The sequence below is a fragment of the Bartonella sp. HY038 genome, from assembly GCF_014117425.1.
In the GTDB taxonomy this organism is placed as follows: Bacteria; Pseudomonadota; Alphaproteobacteria; order Rhizobiales; family Rhizobiaceae; genus HY038.
In genome coordinates, this window is record NZ_CP059725.1 from 184,489 (window position 1) to 203,659 (window position 19,171).

Consider the following 19,171-nt stretch of genomic DNA (forward strand, 5'->3'; position numbering starts at 1 on the left):
GTTTTGAGTAAAAAAACGCCGCCAACTTGAAAAGTTGGCGGCGTTTTATGCCTAAGATATTTTATGCGTATAGGATCGGGCGTTAACTACCCTTACGCACCAAGTCTGCCATCATGCCGGCTGCAACACTAAAGCGGGAAATATTAAGATCGCCCTCAATCAGTGTATTCATCCGATTGATGATAGCTTCAATGTGGCTGCCTTCGGCTTCAAGCCAGCTTTGGGCCGGATTTTCAGCGTCTTTAAAGTCACGCAAGGCTTTCATCACCATGCGGCGCAGCGCATCAATAATGGTATCATTGGCTTGTGCCAAGGCCATGCCATCATAATAGTCAACCACGGGTATGGTGCGACTGGCATTTTCAATGCGGTTAATACGGAATATTTCAGCAAGTTTGAAATAGGTTTGGGCGGCAACAATAAGGTCAGAATCTGTTTGATAGGCTACCAAAGCAATATCGGGTACAACCGATGCTGTTTCCAGCATTGCAAGGCGTTTAGCAAGAGCATTTGGTGCGCCTTGTGCCTCAAACTCTGCTGCCACTTGTGCCATTTGTTCACGCATATAATCAGGAATTAGCGTTTCCAATTGCGGCTCAATAGCCATGCGGGCTTCTGTCATTGACTGGATATGCTCATTTAATGGCTTATCCAATTTAACATTTTGTAACAACCAGCTGGTCACTGCAAACATCATGCGCGAAATAGCTGCGTAGAAGCTATTTTGCACAAGACCAGGTATTTTATTGTCAAGCGCATCAATTTCAGCATAAAGAGAATTTAAGTCAAAACTATCACGCACCAAAACAAAAGCGCGAATAACCGATTCGGCTGAATGACCAGTTTTGTCTTGTAAGCGATTGACGAAAGTCGGTCCACCGCGGTTTACTACATCATTGGCAAGCAATGTTGCAATAATATCGCGGCGTAATTGGTGGTTGCTGATTTCCTCGGCATATTTTTCGCGCATTGCTGGTGGGAAATAGTTAAACAATGCAGTTTCAAAATATGGATCTTCTGAAAGTGGATTGGTTGCAATTTCCGCTTGCAAAGTAATTTTGGCATAAGCCATAATAACCGATAATTCGGGACGGGTTAAGCCAATTCTCTTTGCTTGGCGATCAGCTAAGGCTTCATTATCTGGTAGGACTTCAACACGGCGATCAAGCAGTTTTACCCGTTCCAAATCATGCATGAAGCGAATTTGATAAGGCAAATCAATAACTGCGCGTTTTTCCGCTAGGGAAAGGGTTAGCGGTTGCAGATAATTATTGCGCAAAACAAGGTTCGACACGTCATCGGTCATGCTTTTTAGCAAAATATTGCGATCAGGACGGCTTAGTTTACCTTGACGCATGGCGCTTGCTAATGCGATTTTGATATTCACTTCAACGTCAGAACAATTAACGCCGGCAGAATTATCAATTGCATCGGTATTGCAACGGCCACCTTTCATTGAATATTCAATGCGGCCGCGCTGGGTCATGCCAAGATTAGCACCTTCACCAACTACTTTTGCTCGTATTTGCGAGCCGGTGATACGGATAGCATCATTGGCATGATCGCCAACTTGCGCATCATTTTCACCTGATCCACGAATATAAGTACCGATACCGCCAAACCATAAAAGATCAACAGGTGCTTGCAAAATAGCATTGATGATTTCAAATGGCGTGCCGCTCGTTTTGTTAAAGCCAATAGCTTTAGCAGCCTCGGGGGATAAGGTAATAGTTTTTAACGAGCGAGAGTAAACACCGCCGCCATTTGAGATTTTTTGCTTATCATAATCCTGCCAGCTTGTACGTGGCAGGTTAAACAACCGCTCACGCTCAGCAAAGCTTGCGTCGGTATCAGGATTTGGGTCAATGAAAATATCGCGGTGGTCGAAAGCCGCAACAAGGCGCGTTTTGGTTGATAGCAACATGCCATTGCCAAATACGTCACCCGACATATCACCAACGCCAACTGCACTAAATTCTTGGGTTTGAATATCGTGATCAAATTCACGGAAGTGGCGTTTTACAGCTTCCCATGCACCTTTTGCGGTAATGCCCATAGCTTTATGGTCATAGCCAGCAGAACCGCCTGAGGCAAAGGCATCATCAAGCCAAAAATCATTGGCTTCACTAATGGCATTAGCGGTATCTGAGAATGTTGCTGTACCCTTATCAGCGGCAACAACAAAATATGGATCATCACCATCATGGCGGATAATATCTTTTGCCGCAACGACTTTGCCATCAATAATATTATCGGTTATGGAAAGCATTGCGGTAATATAGATGATATAGGCTTGGCGAGCAGCTTCACCAATGGCAGCACGGTCATTGGTTACTGGCAAGTGATGGGGATAAAAACCACCCTTTGAGCCAACTGGTACAATCACCGCATTTTTTACTTGCTGGGCTTTGACAAGACCAAGAACCTCGGTGCGGTAATCTTGCCGGCGATCAGACCAACGTAAACCACCACGCGCTACCGGGCCAAAGCGTAAATGCACACCTTCAACCGCTGGTCCATAAACAAAAATTTCACGATATGGACGCGGATCAGGCAAGATATCAATCAAATGCGGATCAAGCTTAAAGGCAAGGGTTTTGCGTTCGCTACCATCAGCTTCGCGTTTATAGGCATTGGTGCGCAAGCTTGCGGTTATTAAAGTGCGGAATGAACGCAAGATACGATCATCATCAAGGGTTGGTACATCTTGCAATTCGAGCTCAATACGATCGCGCACTTCAGCTTCTTTTGCCTCACTACCATGATGGGGGCAGGTTGGATCAAAGCGCAGGCGGAAAAGACTATAAAGATCGCGGGTAATATTGGGGAAGTTATTTAGCGCGCGGGCAAGGTTATCCTGCGAATAAGGAATACCAGCTTGCTGTAAATAACGTCCATAAGCACGCATGATAACTATTTCGCGCCAATCAAGCCCAGCTGATTGAATTAAGCCATTAAACGCATCATCATCAGCATCTTCTGCCCAAATGGCTTCAAAAGCTTCAGCTAGTTTTTTGCCAATTTTTGTAAGATCAACCTTGGTTTTATGGGCGTTTTCAAGCTCCATATCGTGAAGGAATACGGTTTCGCCAGCACCATTATGCAATTCCAAGGTTTGTTCGGCAATGACGCGGAAGCCCATATTTTCCAACAAGGGTACGCGCAGTGATAGTTCGAGCGCATCGCCAAGATGGAATAATTTTAGTGAAACAAATTGCGGCTCTTCTTCTATGTGATGATAGAAATTAACCTCAAGCGGATTGTTTTCTGAAAGCTTATGAATTTCAGCCGCGTCAAGCAAGGCGCTATCAGCACTAAAGCTGTTGCGATAGCTTTGTGGCAAATCCATCGCAAGGCGAACAGTATCCATATTAATGCGCTTTTTGCTAGCAGCAAGTTGCACACGATCTTCCCAATTGCGGATAAGTCCACCAACATCTTCTTCAATTTTGGCTTGTGAAAATTCAGGAACAGATCCACCCTTACGGTGAATGATATAATGGACGCGAGTTAGACCATTATTTAAAAATAGCGGATAAAATTCAAAAAAGTCGCCGTCAAAAACCTTGATGAGATATTGGCCCAATTTTTCGCGCGCCTTGCTGTCATAGCGGTCGCGCGGCACAAAAACAAGCACTGACACAAAATGGCCAAATGGATCGGGGTCGGCAAGAACGCGGACGCGCGGACGCTCTCCAAGTTCAAGAATTTGTTCTACATTGTTCGTTAATGTGTCAACATCAATACGGAACATTTCATCGCGCGGATAGCCTTCCAAAACATTGATGAGACTGCGGCCAGAATGGTCTTCCATATTAAAACCAAGACGGTTGATAACCGCCTCAGCTTTGGGCTTCAAATAAGGAATACGCAAAACAGAGCTTGTATAAGCAGGTGCGGTGAAAAGTCCAACAAGGCGTAATTCGCCGGCAATATCGCCTTGTTCATTGAATAATTTCACGCCAATGTAATCAAGCCAAACACGGCGATGAACGCGCGAACGGATACGCGCTTTAGTTACAATCATCAAGTCAGGGCTTTCCATAAAGGACAAGGCCTCACGGGTGATTTCTTCCATTGCATGTTCACGCAGAACACGAATGGACGCATCGGTCAAAATGCCAAGTTCGGTACTTGCTTCACCTAGATTAGTTTCATTTTTATTGGTCTTCTTGGTTTTATCGCTATCAAGGCGATATTCGCGCATGCCAAGCAGGGTAAAATTATCATTTTTTAGCCAATTTAAAAAATCAGCAACACGCTCGGCATCACCACTGCGACCACGTGGGTGGTGGGCGCGGTAATGGCGGGCAACATCGTCAAGTGTGTCAAGCATTGGTTGCCAATCGCGCACCGCAGCTGCAACCTGCTCTAAAACATCGCTTAAGCCTTGCTTTAACGTGTCGCTTTGTTCTGGTAGCAATAATGGCACATGGATTTGCATCAAGCTCTTGCGTTGCTTGCCTCTTGGGGCAGGGCCGCTCGCTGTTTCACGGCTAACGCTTAAAGATTGATCATCATTTTGCGCAACATCAATAACAGGATGTGAAACAAGATAGATTGATGGGGTGTTTTCGCTAATTTCAGCCATGACAGAATCAAGCAAAAAGGGCTTGTTATCATTAACAAGGGTGATAATGCTAACTGGCTCACCAGAACGATTACACGCATCATTGTCTATGCGAATAAGCGAAGCGCCATTTTCATGGGCAAGAAGCGCCTTTTGGGCAATGAGCGCCGCATTGGCTAGCTCTCCTGATGCATAGGCTGTAATATCTTCCTCTGGAACATGTTCAAACAACAAAGCTTCAAAAGCCGCATTAGCCTTATTGTCATCTGATAGCTTGATTTCTTTGTGCATTAATGGTGCTGCACCCGATGTCATGATCAATTCAATCTCCCAATGATCCTGTTTATTCGCATCATCTAACTTGAAATATGGTAGCCTTCATCAACCATAAATTAGATTCTGTAAATGACTATAGTGATTGCATACATATAAGGCAATCTGATTAATTTTTCGCCAATATATTTTTGCAGTAAATTATAATGGAATGTCGCAAAGATCTTGATTTAGGGCTTATGATTGGGGCTTTATAGTGGTGGCTTTTAAAAGTTTGCTTTTATTTGTTAAAAAAATCACGAAAAAATGACAGGTGATATATTAGGTAATTTTGCCTAAAAAATAATCAGTTTGTTTAATATGTCAAAAAATGATCGCCTCTTTTGCTATTTATTTTTCTGTCTTGGAAAGCACCATGCTTTATTGCCAGAAACATCCCTATAAATTCAGTTGATCTTTAGAACCTTAAAATAGTTTATTGAGAATTGAGATTAAATCCATCTCATAGCTTTAGCATTGAGTATTTTAACTAATATAAATTTTCGCAATTTGTGGCTTGGACGGCCTTTTATTTTCTTAATATAATATGCAAGGCATTTTTAGGGCCTTGGCAAGCAGCACTAAGAGATTCAATGTTGAAAATTGTTTACCTTTTGCACTGCATGTCTAGGTCCTGAGCCTAAGAATAAAATATTTATTGTTTTTACTTTAGTAGAGGATGAATCACAATTTTAGAAAACTCAATGCAAAAAGCGAATTGGTTCGAATGTTTAAGTAAGAAATGCCAATATTCTATTATATAAGCTATTTGTTATGTTAGTAATTAAATAATCATATAATTTTAATTGAAATTTTGGAATTTTTTTCTATTTAGTCGCAAATTATTTTGAAATACCCAATTTCAGTGATAGACAAAGCTATTTTAATAGTTTCTTATAAGATTTAGCTGATATCATTGCAATCACTTATAGCGGAAGGGTTGCGTAAGCCCATTTGCCGATTATTTGTATATTTCGGGGGTGATAATACAACTATAGTGATATGATATTATGGCTGGGGTACCGTCTCCGATGGGTGAATTTTATATTCGCTCGTCGGAGATATATCGGTTTTAAAGTAATTTGAGACTAGAAATATCTAGCCCTATTTTTATCGCTTTTTTCTTAATTAATCTAATAAGCATTTAATAAAGGCATAAAGAATTATCAATGTATGCAGATTGCTATTGATGACTTTACCTAAGATCTTATTCGAAATAATATTTATTTTAATTATAAGCTTCAATTGAAATGAAAAAGGCAGCATTAAACCGCCATTTTCAACAATTACAAATTTGTATTTTTATAACTTTAGGCACTTAAAAGCACGTCATCAGTTTCTATCTTGGTAAAATGGCTACTTTCTTTATCGAGTACCCACAATTCACCATATAAAATATCAAACCAGGCAGCATGTAGTTGCAACAGCCCTGCTTTTTGGCGCTTTGCAATCCAAGGAAATGTGGAAAGATTGGCAAGTGAATAACGCAGTGAAATGCGCTCCAATGCGGTTTGCCGCTCAGCTGGTGACATTGACTTATCACCACTAACCGCCTCAGCAGACGGCTTTAGCAACCCCATCCACCGGCCAATAAAATCGTCCGACGATAATGGTTTACTCTCCATATCAAGGGCAGCTCTTATTCCACCACAACGGCCATGCCCCATGACGACAATGTGCTTTACTTCGAGTGATTGTACTGCAAATTCAAGGGCGGCCGAGGTCGCGTGATATTCACCATCAGGCTGGAATGGTGGTACTTGGTTTGCAATATTGCGCATGACAAATACTTCGCCTGGATCCGTATCAAAAATTATTTCCGGTGCCGCGCGGGAATCGCAACAAGCAATCATCATAACTTCAGGCTTTTGCCCTTCAACCGCCAATTCCCTATAACGGTTTCGCTCACTGCTAAAGCGTGTTTGTACAAAATTTTTATAGCCATTTAGCAAATGTTCTGGAAACTCGTTCATTTCTGCCTCTATTTCTCTTAACTTGTGCGATTTTCTGTACCAAATCGCAAACATCTTTTTAACGTTAACGCCCCTATTATGGTTCCAGCATTTTTATTTGGTAGATAAAGCACGCATGGTGATATGGGAGTGAGGGCGCATAAATAATGGATAGCTTTGTTCAAGCACCAATTCATTCGATTGTTTTTGTAACGTTGCACAAAGGCAATCAAAAACCGATGCAGTGGTAAATTGTAGGGCTGCCTTGGCACTCATTCCTGTAAGGTAATGACTTAAGAATAATGCCGACGTCAGATCGCCCAATCCATTAACAGGGTCTTTCACTATGCGGTGTTCGGCAAGCCAAATTTCACTGTCATGGACTAATAAATTGCCTGTTGCGTTTTTAAGCAGGGCTGCAGCCGATGTTATCAATACCATATCGCATTGGGTTGAGCGTGCGGCTTCAATAATATCTTCATTGCTATCAAGTTTGCGTCCCACCATCCATTCAAGCTCAGAACGATTAGGCTTAAGAATATTACAGAGCGGCACTAAATGATCTTTAATGGCTGTAGCTATATCCTCGCGCACATAAAGGCCACCCTCATCAGCCATGACAGGGTCGCATAAATAAGTTAGGTCTGGTCGCTTTTGCTTTAGCTTTTTTATGAGCTGGGCAGCAATTTCTACTTGCTTGGCAGAAGCAAAATAACCCGTCATGACCGCATCAATTTCAGTTGAATGAAGCGATGCTGCAATATCATCTGCAAAAGCGGAGAAATCTTCAATCGGGATATTTAAGCGATGCGCAACCCCGTGTCTTGGTTGCCAGGTCATGGTAACAGTCAACAAAGTCCAAACATGATGCCCTAATGTTTCAAGGGCAAAACCAGAAGAGCGCACACCGACCGTACCACGAATGACATGGCTCGAAATGAGCAAAATGGTTTTGCCCTGATCAATTGTTTCCATATTTGTGCACTCCTTAATCAAGTTAATTCGCATCCCAATATCTTTATGCGATTTTCATGCTTAAATATTTCATCGCTTAATTTAAGAGTATTAGGTGGCAAATTTTTTATCATATTAGTAGTGCCAGAATATGCGATGAGATAACAGCTATTTTTCTAGAATATTTTTAAAATTGTCTATTTTTAATCATAAGCAGCGATACGATAAGGTCTAAAATAGTATTTTAGCCTTTTGAAATATGATTTGTCTAATCAAATTGATTTTTAATTCTTATAGTTAAATCTGTCATTCTTTGCGCACAATAATTATAAATCGTTAGCCAAAGTACACGATGTTTGGTTATAATGAGACGGATTTTTAGTCTATGGGATGTGCATTTGATAAAGGCTTTTGAAAATGACGAATAAAAGTAAATTTTGGATTTTTTTTGTCGCCTTGTGGTTTGTTCCGGCATTTGCCTTGATAAGCACCATTTCAGCAGCCCATGCACAAGAACGAAAAACCTTATTTGATTTGCTTTTTGGTCCAAGGCAAGCTGCACCTAAAGCTATGCCTAGAAATAACAATCCCCCAACTCGCCGCAAACCAGTTAATAGGTCTCAACCTAAACCAAAGCCAGTCGCTACGCCAATAATTGTTACGCCCCAGATTGAAAAATTGACTGATGCTAAGAAGATTTTATTTCTGGGTGACTTTGTCGCAAGTGCAATGAGTGAGGGGCTTAATGAAATTTATGCAGATAATGCAAATTATCGGATTATAAAACGTACCGATGGTTCATCGGGCTTGGTGCGCGAAGATCATTATAATTGGCATGAGAATATAGCTAAGATTGTTAACGAGGAAGGGGCTGATATCATTATTTTTGTTATTGGTGCTAATGATCGTCAATCTCTTAAAATCAATCGGCAAACGATGGAGTTTGGTAGCCAAGATTGGGATAAAATTTATCAAGAGCGCGTTGCAGCTATTGTAAAAGATTTGGAAGCAACACAAAAGCCATGGCTTTGGGTTAGTTTGCCAAGTTTCGGCAAACCGCAATTACATAAAAGTTCAGGGCGGTTCAATGCATATTATAATGCGGCTATTGGTAATACAAATGGGCAATTTATCGATTTGTGGAGTGGCTTTGTTGATGATAAGGGCGCTTTTGCCTTATCTGGTTATGATATGAATGGGCAAACGGCACGCTTGCGTACAAATGATGGTATCAGCTTTACACCTGCTGGCCGGCAAAAGTTAGCTTTTTATGTGAAAGCGCCAATTGAAGCGATTTTTGGCAATCAACCAAGTCCTATTAAAACCGATAATGTGCTTGAAAATGAAGAGATTGCTCCAGTAGAACAACCAGCGAGTGCTCAGGCTCCGGCGATTAAAGTGGTTGCCCCCCAAAAGAAAATTACCCGTATTCCGCCGATGAGTTTAACTGACTTGCCACAAGATGGATCAGAATTAATTGGAAAAAATCCAAGTGGTAATAATCATATGCCGATTGGCCGAGCTATGGAACAAAGTGACCAAAAAGGGCGAGCAGATTATTTTGTAACGCCTTAGGTTAACTTTTATAAATTGCAGCCTCTGCTTAGTATGAAAGTGAAAGACTGCTATTTGCTATATTTTATCTACAGGTTAGTTTTTTTTCATTGGTAAGATGAGCATTATTGTTTTTGGCACACTCAATATTTGCTAGTTCTTGTACCAATTTGATTAAATCTTTTTGCCTTGAACCTTTAATGTGGTCAATATCATATTTATTAAGTGTCTTTGCACTATAATCATCAATTGTTTTTTCATCTAGATTATATTCAATAGATACATCAAGATTTTGATTAATCCAAAGATGATAATGCTCACAGCCTTGGTCTGGTATTGTATCCAATAAATAGACGCAATAAATATCATGATATTGTTTTAAAAAATTCATAATCACATAGACAACTTCATTGCTATCATGATGATTAGCCATGAATATTAGATTACTTGCAATCAATTTTGCTCTTAATTCATGCTCGTTAAACTTCATAAACGTTAAATTTTCTTAGAAAGTAAGTAAAGATTATATTTCATATAACGCAGTAATAATTAAATCACTGGAGCGGGTGAAGGGAATCGAACCCTCGTATTCAGCTTGGGAAGCTGCTGCTCTACCATTGAGCTACACCCGCATCGCTCTAGCAACTATTTCCAGTTGCGGTCATTGAAAAAACTCTCTATCATTTTTTTTAACCCCTGACAATCAAGCGATTTCTCTTTTCGCATCAAAATTTAAATAATTGCATGGACTGAGAATTTTTACATATTGGGATAAACTGGCCCTTCTCCCCCTTGTGGGCATGTCCAATTAATATTTTGATTGGGGTCTTTAATATCACATGTTTTGCAATGAAGGCAGTTCTGCGCATTAATAATGTAGTTTTCAATGCCATCTTTCTCAATCCATTCATAAACACCCGCGGGGCAATAGCGCATTGATGGCCCAGAAAAAATCTGCAATTCTGATGTTTCCTGTGTGTTTAATGATTGCACTTTTAAATGGCAAGGTTCATTTTCTTCGTGATTGGTATTGGATAAAAAAACCGAAATAAGTCGATCGAAAGTTAAAACATTATCTGGTTTTGGATAAGATATTGGTTGGTGGTTTTGCGCAGGTTCCAAACATTGATAATCGGCTTTGCCATGGCTTAACGTGCCAAAAAATGAAAAGCCCAATAGGCTTTGGCACCACATATCAAAACCGCCTAATTTAACACCAATCTTTGTTCCATATTTTGACCAAAGTGGTTTAACATTGCGCACCTTATACAAATCTTTACCAATATTACTATCGCGCCAAGTGGTCTCGATGTCAGTTACTTCATCATGGGCGCGCTTATCTTGAATTGCCTTTGCTATGAAATTGGCAGTATAAATTCCCGACAATACGGCATTGTGTGAGCCTTTGATACGCGGCACATTAACAAAGCCGGCGGAACAGCCGAGCAATGCGCCACCTGGAAAACTTAGCTTTGGAACCGATTGCCATCCGCCTTCGGTTATTGCTCGCGCACCATAGGCTATGCGCTTGGCGTTTTTAAAAGTTGGGGCAATAAGACTATGAGTTTTAAAACGTTGAAACTCATCAAAGGGTGATAAATACGGATTTTTATAATTTAAATGCACCACATAACCAACACTTACTTGATTATTTTCTAGGTGATATAAAAATGCGCCGCCACCGGTTTGATTGTCCAATGGCCAACCAGATGCGTGTTGTACAAGCCCCGGCTGATGTTGGGATGGATCAATTTCCCATAATTCCTTTATGCCAAGACCATATTTTTGCGGGTCGCAATCCTTGTCAAGTTTGAACCTATGTATAATCTGTTTGGCCAATGAACCACGAGCGCCTTCAGCAATAAGGGTGTATTTGCCAAGCAGCTCCATACCGCGCATATAATTTGCGCTAAGGCTACCGTCTTTTTCAACTCCCATAATATCACCGGTAGCAACACCAATCACAGCGCCGTCAATATTATAAAGAACCTCAGTTGCGGCAAAGCCTGGATAAATATCAACACCCAAGGCTTCGGCTTGTACACTTAGCCATCGGCAAACATTGCCCAGCGATACGATATAATTCCCATGATTAGAAAGCATTTTTGGTATAATAAAAGCGGGTATTTTTTGTAATTTTTTTCAGTTAACTCATAAAAATGATCGTCGGTAACCGGTGTTTTGAAGGGATGACTTGTGTCATTGCGCCAATCAGGTAACAAAGTGTCAATGCCAATCGGGTCCACAACTGCACCTGAAAGAATATGTGCGCCGACTTCAGCGCCTTTTTTCAAGACAACAACCGATAAATCGCCATTTAATTGTTTTAAGCGGATTGCTGCGGCAAGCCCCGCAGGTCCTGCGCCAACAATTACCACGTCAAATTCCATGCTCTCACGGTCTGGAAGCGCATTTGTCATTGTCTATCTGTCCTTATTTCAAATATGCGCGTTGGATATTAGCGCATTTTATTGGGCGCAGCTAAGGGATTGCCGATCGGGAGTTAACCAAAACGGCTCATTGTAGCGAAATAGGTTTCAACCTTAGTTTTTGAGAAAGCAGCTTAGCATTGATATTTCATCCAAATGGTTTTGAGACCGGTGAACTTATCAAGAGCATGGAGCGATAAATCTCGACCAAAACCAGATTGACCAAAACCGCCAAAGGGAGTTTTTGCGCTTAATGCATCAACCGTATTGACCGAAACCGTTCCTGCCCTCAAATTGGCTGAAACGCGGTGTGCTCTTGAAAAATCATCCGTCCATACTGAGGCTGCTAATCCGTAAATACTATCATTGGCAATGGCAACTGCTTCGTCTTCATTTTCAAAGGCAATGATTGAGAGAACTGGTCCAAATATTTCTTCCTTGGCGATGAGGCTATCAGGCTTAACTTGATCAAAAATAGTTGGGGTGATGTAGCAACCCTTGTCATTTATCATAATGCGATTTCCCCCGCTCACCAATCGCGCCTCGTTTTTACCTTTGGTTATATAATCCATCACCGTATTGGTTTGCCGCTCATCAACCATGGCCCCCATGCCAGAAGCAGGATCTAGTGGATCTCCCGGTTGCATTGTTTTTGATAAAGCAACAAGCCGTGCCACGAAATCATCACGAATGCTTTTTTCAACCAAAAGTCTTGAATTTGCTGAGCAGATTTCGCCTTGATTGAAAAATATTCCAAAAGCCGCCATTTCGGCAGCCTTATCAAGGTTTTTACAATCGGCAAAAATAAGGTTTGGACTTTTGCCACCCGTTTCGAGCCATACTTGCTTCATATTGGATTGACCAGAATATTGCATGAAGCGTTTGCCCGTAGCGGTTGATCCCGTAAAGGTTAAACAATCAACATCCTCATGTAAACCAAGAGCTTGTCCTGCAATAGCGCCCAATCCTGGCACTACATTTAATACACCTTCAGGTAAACCCGCTTCAATGGCAAGTTCGGCTAGCCGCAAGGCTGATAGGCTTGATTGTTCGGCAGGTTTTAACACAATAGAATTACCCGCAGCTAAGGCCGGTGCACATTTCCATGTTGCCATATCAAGCGGAAAATTCCATGGTACAACAGCGCCAATAACGCCAAGCGGCACACGGCGCATCATGGCGAGATCACCCGCTTGAGTTGGTGCTATTTCATCATAAATCTTGTCGATAGCTTCACCATACCATTGAAAAATAGCTGCCGATCCTGGTACATCACCCGTATAGGCATCAACAACGCGCTTACCCATATCAAGGCAATCAAGCAAAGCCAATTCAACACTATTTTTGCGGATGAGGTCGGCAAGGCGTAAAAGTACCTCTTTACGCTTTTCTGGTGCCGCGTTGGACCAAATACCGCTTTCAAACGAGCGCCGTGCTGATTTAACCGCACGATCTATATCGCTAGCGCCGCCAGCGGCAATTTCTGCAATTTTTTCACCATTAGCTGGGTTGATACAATCAAAGCGTTCGCCGTTTTTGGCTGCCACAAATTGACCATCGATGAAAATATCTTTGCGAAATGTTAGCTTCTTTGCGTCATTTTGCCATTGTTGATAGGTTCTATCGCCCATAATTGTTCTCCCTTTATTATTATACTTGCTATGATTAGAGCGATTTTGTCAGTTCTGGAATAAGGTCAAAAAGATCGCCAACCAAGGCATAATCGGCAATCTGCATGATTGGTGCGTCTTCATCCTTGTTAATGGCAACAATAATTTTTGAATCGCCCATGCCGGCAAGATGTTGAATAGCACCAGAAATACCAACGGCAATATACAGGTCTGGCGCAACTATTTTACCCGTTTGTCCTACCTGCCAATCATTGGGGGCGTAACCCGCATCAACCGCCGCACGGCTTGCCCCAAGGGCTGCGTTAAACTTGTCGGCAAGGGGTAAAAGCAGTGATTGAAAGGCTTCTTTTGAACCAAGTCCGCGTCCTCCTGATATAACCACTTTAGCCGAGCTAAGCTCTGGTCTATCACTTTTTGAGCCTTCATTTTTTAGGTGCTTAGTAAGGCAAGGATCATTTGCAGGTGCTAGATTTTGTATAGGAGCCGAGCCACCATTTAAAGCCGCCGCAAATGCAGATGTACGCACGGTGATGACTTTTTTACTATCGGTTGATTGTACGGTTTCAACTGCATTGCCTGCGTAAATTGGTCGTTTAAAAGTGTCTGGCGACACAACCGCGATGATGTCCGATATTTGCATAACGTCAAGCTTTGCTGCAATCCGTGGCATGATATTTTTGCCCGTTGTCGTTGCCGCAGCCATGAATATATCATAGTGATCTGCTAAAGAAAGAATGGTGGCGGCGACCGGCTCTGCCATTTGATGGTCAAGATAATCTGCTTCACTCAAAATAACTTTGCGAATACCTAGCAATTGTGCTGCTTGCTCTGCTACTGTTTGAACATTGTTCCCGCAGATTAAAATGTCGATATCACCACCTATGGCTTGGGCGGCACTTAGCGCATTTGCGGTTTGCAAAGATAGGTTTTGATTGTCATGTTCGGCCAATAAAAGAATTGTCATTTTGCTATCCTCCCTTAAAGTGCTGCATTTTCGGTTTTAATCTTGGCAACAAGTTCACTTATTGTTGCAACTTTAATTCCAGCTTTGCGCTTTGCAGGCTCTTCAACATTAAGGATTTTCAATCGCGGATTTAGCTCTATGCCAAAATCGCTCGCTTGCTTTTCTTCAATAGGTTTTTTCTTCGCTTTCATAATATTGGGAAGAGATGCAAATCGTGGTTCATTTAAACGCAAATCCACGCTGACAATGGCAGGAAGCTGTGCTTCAATAATTTCTAAGCCGCTATCAACTTCGCGCGTTACTTCAATCTTGTCGGCAAATACATCAAGTTTTGATGCAAAGGTAGCCTGTCCCCAATTTAGCAGCGCCGCTAGCATTTGCGCCGTCTGGTTGCAATCATCATCAATTGCTTGCTTACCAAGTAAAACAAGATCAGGCTTTTCTTGCTCAATGATGGCTTTTAAAAGCTTAGCAATATTGAGTGGCTCTAAACGCTCATCACTTTTAATATGAATGGCCTTGTCCGCTCCCATGGCAAGGGCTGTGCGCAAGGTTTCTTGTGCGGCTTGCGGCCCAATAGACACCACGGTAATCTCATCGGCTTTACCAGCTTCCTTTAAGCGTACGGCTTCTTCAATTGCCACTTCATCAAAAGGATTGATCGACATTTTGACATTGGCAAGATCTACGCCACTACCATCACTTTTAACGCGTGGTTTGACATTATAGTCAATAACCCGCTTTACACCCACTAATATTTTCATTTTATTCCCTCAACTTATATTTATTATTTTAGACTTTCGATTTTATCAAAAGCATATCACTGCTTGCATAATGATAAAGTGCTTTCATGCTAAAAAAAATCAAACTAATGCATAGGAAAAATATTACTCTTAAGGCAGCAAGCTGCATGCAGTGTCATTGAATTTTTAATATTGCTTATTATTGCTTTTGATAGACTAAACGTCCCCCAACAAAGGTAGCTAACACTTCTACATCAGCTAAATCATCAGGCGGAATTTCTAGTGGATTATGCGAAATAATGATAAGATCAGCTAATTTACCTTCACAAATTGACCCTTCATATTTTTCGCGGTGTCCTGCATAGGCAGCCCCTAATGTATAGGCATTTATAGCGTCGATTACGCTAATGCGCTGGTCTGGAACCCAACCATTTGCAGGTTCGCCATCACGGCTTTGTCTTAGCACTGCATTTCGAATACCAATAAAAGGATTAAGATCAACAATTGGCCAATCCGTACCAAAGGCAACAGCAGCGTCATGGTCAAGCAGCGATTTTATAGGAAAAGCGAGGGGTAAATTATCGGTGCCGGCGCGTTTTTCCCAAACGCCAACCATGCCTACCCATTGATCTTTGGGGTAGATCATTGCTGGTTGCATGGATGCAATGGCGTTTATGTGCTTGAAGCGACTTAAGTCTTGCGCCGCTGGAATTTCTACATGCTCAACCCTTGGCCGTTGTTGGCGTGATTGTTCAATGTCGCTTTCATAGCCATCAAGGGCAAAACTTATAGCTCCTCGCCCTATTGCATGCGACCAAATTTGCAAACCTGCTGCTTGTGCTTGATGAATGGCGGATTGATATGCCATGCTATCCCATAATAAATCACCATGTTCATTTATTTTATCATTATAGCCATCCGGCATATAAGCGGTGTGGGATTCTAAGACGCCATCAATGAAAAATTTCATTACTCTTGCATCAAGAAAATTATCCTTAAACCGCTTATGCCTTTCTAATGCAAGATTAAGTGTTTCTTTATCCAATACTGGCGGATTGCATAGGGTTGCTAGAGTAAAGCGCAAGGTCAATTCGTGATTGTTTCGCAATTTTTCTAAATGCGGCAACATTTCATCATCAAATCCGGCGCTTTGTACCCGTGTAATACCTAGTTTATTTGCTTCAATAATAGCAGTTTTTAGCATTGCTAATGTGTCATCATCACTGGCTTTTGGTATTTTAGCTTCAACGATTTTTGCAGCTTGTTCAATCAACCAACCTGTCGCGTTGCCGTCTTTATCACGGACAATTCTTCCGTTTTCTGGATCTTTAGTGTCTTTATCAATGCCGGCAAGTTGAAGGGCCTTGCTGTTTGCCCAAGCCGCATGGGCCATGCCAGAATAAAAGAAAACCGGCCGATCATTGACAATTTTATCAAGCATTGAGCGATGAAACTCTTTGCCTACCATGTCATCATAGCCATAGCTAAACTCCAAACCGGTGATCCATTGGCGGTTGGGATTATCCTTGGCATATTTTGCCAGTTTTTCTTCAGCTTCAGCAAAGCTTTTTGCCTCGCGTAGCCCAATCACATCAAGATATTGCGATCCCCAAATAAAGTGCAAATGGGCATCAATAAAACCCGGCATTAAGGTTTTGCCTTGCAAATCTATGATCTCTGCATCACTTTTGATCATGCTTGCAAGGTCGCTAAGGTCACCAACTTTTACTATAAGTCCTGCCTCGACCAAAACCGCTTCAGCCAAAACCGGTTCAAACTTGTTGCAAGTTTTCTCCATGGTTAAAATGACACCATTTTTAAAAAGCATTTGAGTCGCCATTTATATATCCACTTTTTTAGTTGAAGTTTAAAAGCACGATAGTGAAGTGCGCCGCGTGCAATAATTAAAGGGATTAGCTGCACGCGGCAAAATTGAATAGCAATTGGTTTGCCTTTAACTTGCCAATGCGGTTACCTCACGTCTAAAGGGTAAAGCATCACCAAAATCTGGCTCGTCAAGTTCACGTGCAAAGCGATGCCCTGCATAGGTTGCCCATGCAATCGGGCCTGGTGCTTCGGCATCGCCAAACACTTTAATTGTTTGGATGCCATGATCATTCCATTGATCAGGCATGGCTTTTAATGATTGCCAAAGCGCATCATTTTGTAAGCGTGATGTTACTAAAAGCACCTTATCGGCTGGAAGGGCAGATTGCTTGCCTGAATACACACATTCGCTCACCACCCCACCATTTTGAATTTGGGAGATTGAGCGATTTAAAATGATTTCAACGCCCATATCGACCAAACGACGATGAATGGTGGCTTGTTCTAGCGTGTTGCGTGTCCAATCAGAAACATAGGCCGATGGGGTAACCAGTGTTACTTGGCAACCTTGTTTGATTAAAAGCTCTGCCATAACGCCGCCCATATAATAATGGTCATCATCAAAAATAACCACATGGCCGGAAAGCTCGGCTCCTGCCATTAAATCATCAGGCGTATAAATTGGCATTGCTGCGTCAATCGGCATTGGTACCACATGGGCGCGTGCAACACCATCACGCCGCCAAGTTGAACCCGTTGCAATAGCAACATTATCAAAGCCAAATTCTAAAACATCATCTGCGGTAAGCTTACTATCAAAATAAACTTCGACATTAGGCATTTGGCTAATTTGATATTCGCGGTAATCGCGCACACGTCCCCAAGCGGAAAGTCCGGGCAAACGACATTCTTTAGCAACGCGGCCACCAAGTTCAGTTCCAGCTTCGGCAAGCACGACTGTGTAACCACGAAGCCCAAGGGCTCTTGCTGCCTCCATGCCGGCGGGGCCTGCGCCAACTATTAACACGCTTTCTGTTGTGCCTTTTGCCTGCATACGCTCAGGGTGCCACCCCTTACGCCATTCTTCCATAAAGGTGGGGTTTTGTGTGCAGCGTGAAATTGACATGGTCATGTCGCCGGTTACGCAAATATTGCAGCCAATACATTCGCGAATATCTTCTATCCGCCCTTCCTCGATTTTTTTTGGCAAAAACGGATCAGCAATTGATGGGCGCGCACAACCAATAAAATCCAATACACCAGACTTAATCATGCGCACCATAACATCAGGGGAAGTAAAGCGACCAACACCAACCACAGGCTTTTTGGTTAGATTGCGAATACCACTCACCAAATTTTCTTGGGCGGCTTCTTCTTTAAAGCGTGATGGGCCAGAGCAATCTTCCCATGCGCCATGGGCAAGATCCCACAAATCTGGAATATCGCCATTCATTTCAATCATGTCGCGCACTTCAGCATTGGAAAAGCCAAGATCGCTAATCATTTCGTCTAATGAAATACGCAAAGTAAGGCCGCAAGTATCACCAATGGCATCGCGTCCTTCCTCGATGAGTTCGCGCATGAGGCGTGAGCGATTTTCAAGACTGCCGCCATATTCATCTGTGCGTTGGTTGGTGGCTTTCGATAGGAAATGTTGGATAATACCAAAACCATGGGCACCATAAAGGCAAACAAGATCAAAGCCTGCTTGCTTGGCACGCAAAAAGGCATTTTTATGCCAGCGACGTAAATCCTTAATATCTTGCTTATCCATGGCGCGCGCTTGCACCGGATCATTGGTGAATGTGCGGATCGGCAAGGCGCTTGGGCCGCGTGGTACTTCCTTGGTATAAAGATTAGGGCCATTTATGCCTGAATAAGCTAATTGTATGCCAGCCAATGCGCCATGCTCATGCATAGCGTCAGCCATACGGGCAAGGGCCGGAATATCTGCGTCATCCCAAAGGCGAAGTTCAATAAAAGGGGTGATTTCCGATGTGTGATGCATTTCTGTTTGTTCAGTAAAAATAACGCCCCAACCGCCTTCTGATTTCATCCGGCGCATGGTTGCAGCAGCCGTTGGATCACGATAGCCACCACCATTACAATGGGGTACTTGGTAAAAGCGGTTTTTAGCCGTAACTGGGCCAATTTTCATTGGTTCAAACAAAATATCATAACGTGGGTCACGCATAGATCCCCTCCTTCTTCCGTATTTAAAACGGTATTTTTGTT

General features: G+C 42.3%; 10 protein-coding genes, 1 tRNA gene and 1 pseudogene. 1 reads left to right on the forward strand and 11 read right to left on the reverse strand.

Translation table 11 applies throughout. The annotated features are described in order from the left end of the window. Positions 1 to 82 precede the first annotated feature (82 nt). The 3 genes from H3299_RS00705 to pdxY form a co-directional block, all read right to left on the reverse strand. Positions 83 to 4,861 carry an NAD-glutamate dehydrogenase gene (locus H3299_RS00705; protein WP_182419575.1) on the reverse strand — a complete coding sequence of 1,593 codons (4,779 nt, stop codon included), beginning with the start codon at positions 4,859 to 4,861 and terminating at the stop codon, positions 83 to 85. Positions 4,862 to 6,192: 1,331 nt separating this feature from the next. After that, positions 6,193 to 6,855, reverse strand: coding sequence for a carbonic anhydrase (locus tag H3299_RS00710; protein WP_182418444.1), 663 nt, complete (start codon positions 6,853 to 6,855; stop codon positions 6,193 to 6,195). A 93-nt stretch (positions 6,856 to 6,948) separates the two neighbouring features. Then, positions 6,949 to 7,809, reverse strand: a complete 861-nt coding sequence (gene pdxY, locus H3299_RS00715) for a pyridoxal kinase (RefSeq protein ID WP_182418445.1) — start codon at positions 7,807 to 7,809, stop codon at positions 6,949 to 6,951. Between the two features lie 396 nt (positions 7,810 to 8,205). Here pdxY and H3299_RS00720 point away from each other — a divergent pair, with 396 nt between their 5' ends. Next, positions 8,206 to 9,363 carry a DUF459 domain-containing protein gene (locus H3299_RS00720; protein ID WP_182418446.1) on the forward strand — a complete coding sequence of 386 codons (1,158 nt, stop codon included), beginning with the start codon at positions 8,206 to 8,208 and terminating at the stop codon, positions 9,361 to 9,363. Positions 9,364 to 9,427: 64 nt separating this feature from the next. Here H3299_RS00720 and H3299_RS00725 read toward each other — a convergent pair whose 3' ends face one another. The 8 genes and pseudogenes from H3299_RS00725 to H3299_RS00760 form a co-directional block, all read right to left on the reverse strand. Continuing rightward, a complete protein-coding gene (locus H3299_RS00725; RefSeq protein ID WP_182418447.1) occupies positions 9,428 to 9,832 on the reverse strand; it encodes a hypothetical protein in 405 nt (134 codons plus the stop codon). 68 nt (positions 9,833 to 9,900) lie between these two features. Further along, a tRNA-Gly gene (locus H3299_RS00730) sits at positions 9,901 to 9,974 on the reverse strand. A gap of 127 nt (positions 9,975 to 10,101) precedes the next feature. Then, positions 10,102 to 11,762: pseudogene (locus tag H3299_RS00735) on the reverse strand (4Fe-4S dicluster domain-containing protein). A gap of 143 nt (positions 11,763 to 11,905) precedes the next feature. Beyond that, positions 11,906 to 13,402: an aldehyde dehydrogenase gene (locus tag H3299_RS00740; protein WP_182418448.1), complete on the reverse strand. Its 1,497-nt coding sequence runs from the start codon at positions 13,400 to 13,402 to the stop codon at positions 11,906 to 11,908. A gap of 34 nt (positions 13,403 to 13,436) precedes the next feature. Beyond that, positions 13,437 to 14,366, reverse strand: coding sequence for an electron transfer flavoprotein subunit alpha/FixB family protein (locus H3299_RS00745; protein WP_182418449.1), 930 nt, complete (start codon positions 14,364 to 14,366; stop codon positions 13,437 to 13,439). 14 nt (positions 14,367 to 14,380) lie between these two features. Continuing rightward, positions 14,381 to 15,130, reverse strand: coding sequence for an electron transfer flavoprotein subunit beta/FixA family protein (locus H3299_RS00750; protein ID WP_182418450.1), 750 nt, complete (start codon positions 15,128 to 15,130; stop codon positions 14,381 to 14,383). Between the two features lie 178 nt (positions 15,131 to 15,308). After that, a complete protein-coding gene (locus H3299_RS00755; RefSeq protein WP_182418451.1) occupies positions 15,309 to 16,937 on the reverse strand; it encodes an amidohydrolase in 1,629 nt (542 codons plus the stop codon). A gap of 126 nt (positions 16,938 to 17,063) precedes the next feature. Then, positions 17,064 to 19,130, reverse strand: a complete 2,067-nt coding sequence (locus H3299_RS00760; RefSeq protein ID WP_182418452.1) for an FAD-dependent oxidoreductase — start codon at positions 19,128 to 19,130, stop codon at positions 17,064 to 17,066. Positions 19,131 to 19,171 lie beyond the last annotated feature (41 nt).

Excerpts from the sequence above, each read along its gene's own strand:
- H3299_RS00725 (WP_182418447.1), bottom strand. The coding sequence starts at position 9,832 with ATGAAGTTTAACGAGCATGAATTAAGAGCAAAATTGATTGCAAGTAAT.
- H3299_RS00720 (WP_182418446.1), top strand. The coding sequence starts at position 8,206 with ATGACGAATAAAAGTAAATTTTGGATTTTTTTTGTCGCCTTGTGGTTT.
- pdxY (WP_182418445.1), bottom strand. The coding sequence starts at position 7,809 with ATGGAAACAATTGATCAGGGCAAAACCATTTTGCTCATTTCGAGCCAT.
- H3299_RS00745 (WP_182418449.1), bottom strand. The coding sequence starts at position 14,366 with ATGACAATTCTTTTATTGGCCGAACATGACAATCAAAACCTATCTTTG.
- H3299_RS00755 (WP_182418451.1), bottom strand. The coding sequence starts at position 16,937 with ATGCTTTTTAAAAATGGTGTCATTTTAACCATGGAGAAAACTTGCAAC.
- H3299_RS00740 (WP_182418448.1), bottom strand. The coding sequence starts at position 13,402 with ATGGGCGATAGAACCTATCAACAATGGCAAAATGACGCAAAGAAGCTA.
- H3299_RS00750 (WP_182418450.1), bottom strand. The coding sequence starts at position 15,130 with ATGAAAATATTAGTGGGTGTAAAGCGGGTTATTGACTATAATGTCAAA.
- H3299_RS00760 (WP_182418452.1), bottom strand. The coding sequence starts at position 19,130 with ATGCGTGACCCACGTTATGATATTTTGTTTGAACCAATGAAAATTGGC.
- H3299_RS00710 (WP_182418444.1), bottom strand. The coding sequence starts at position 6,855 with ATGAACGAGTTTCCAGAACATTTGCTAAATGGCTATAAAAATTTTGTA.
- H3299_RS00705 (WP_182419575.1), bottom strand. The coding sequence starts at position 4,861 with ATGCACAAAGAAATCAAGCTATCAGATGACAATAAGGCTAATGCGGCT.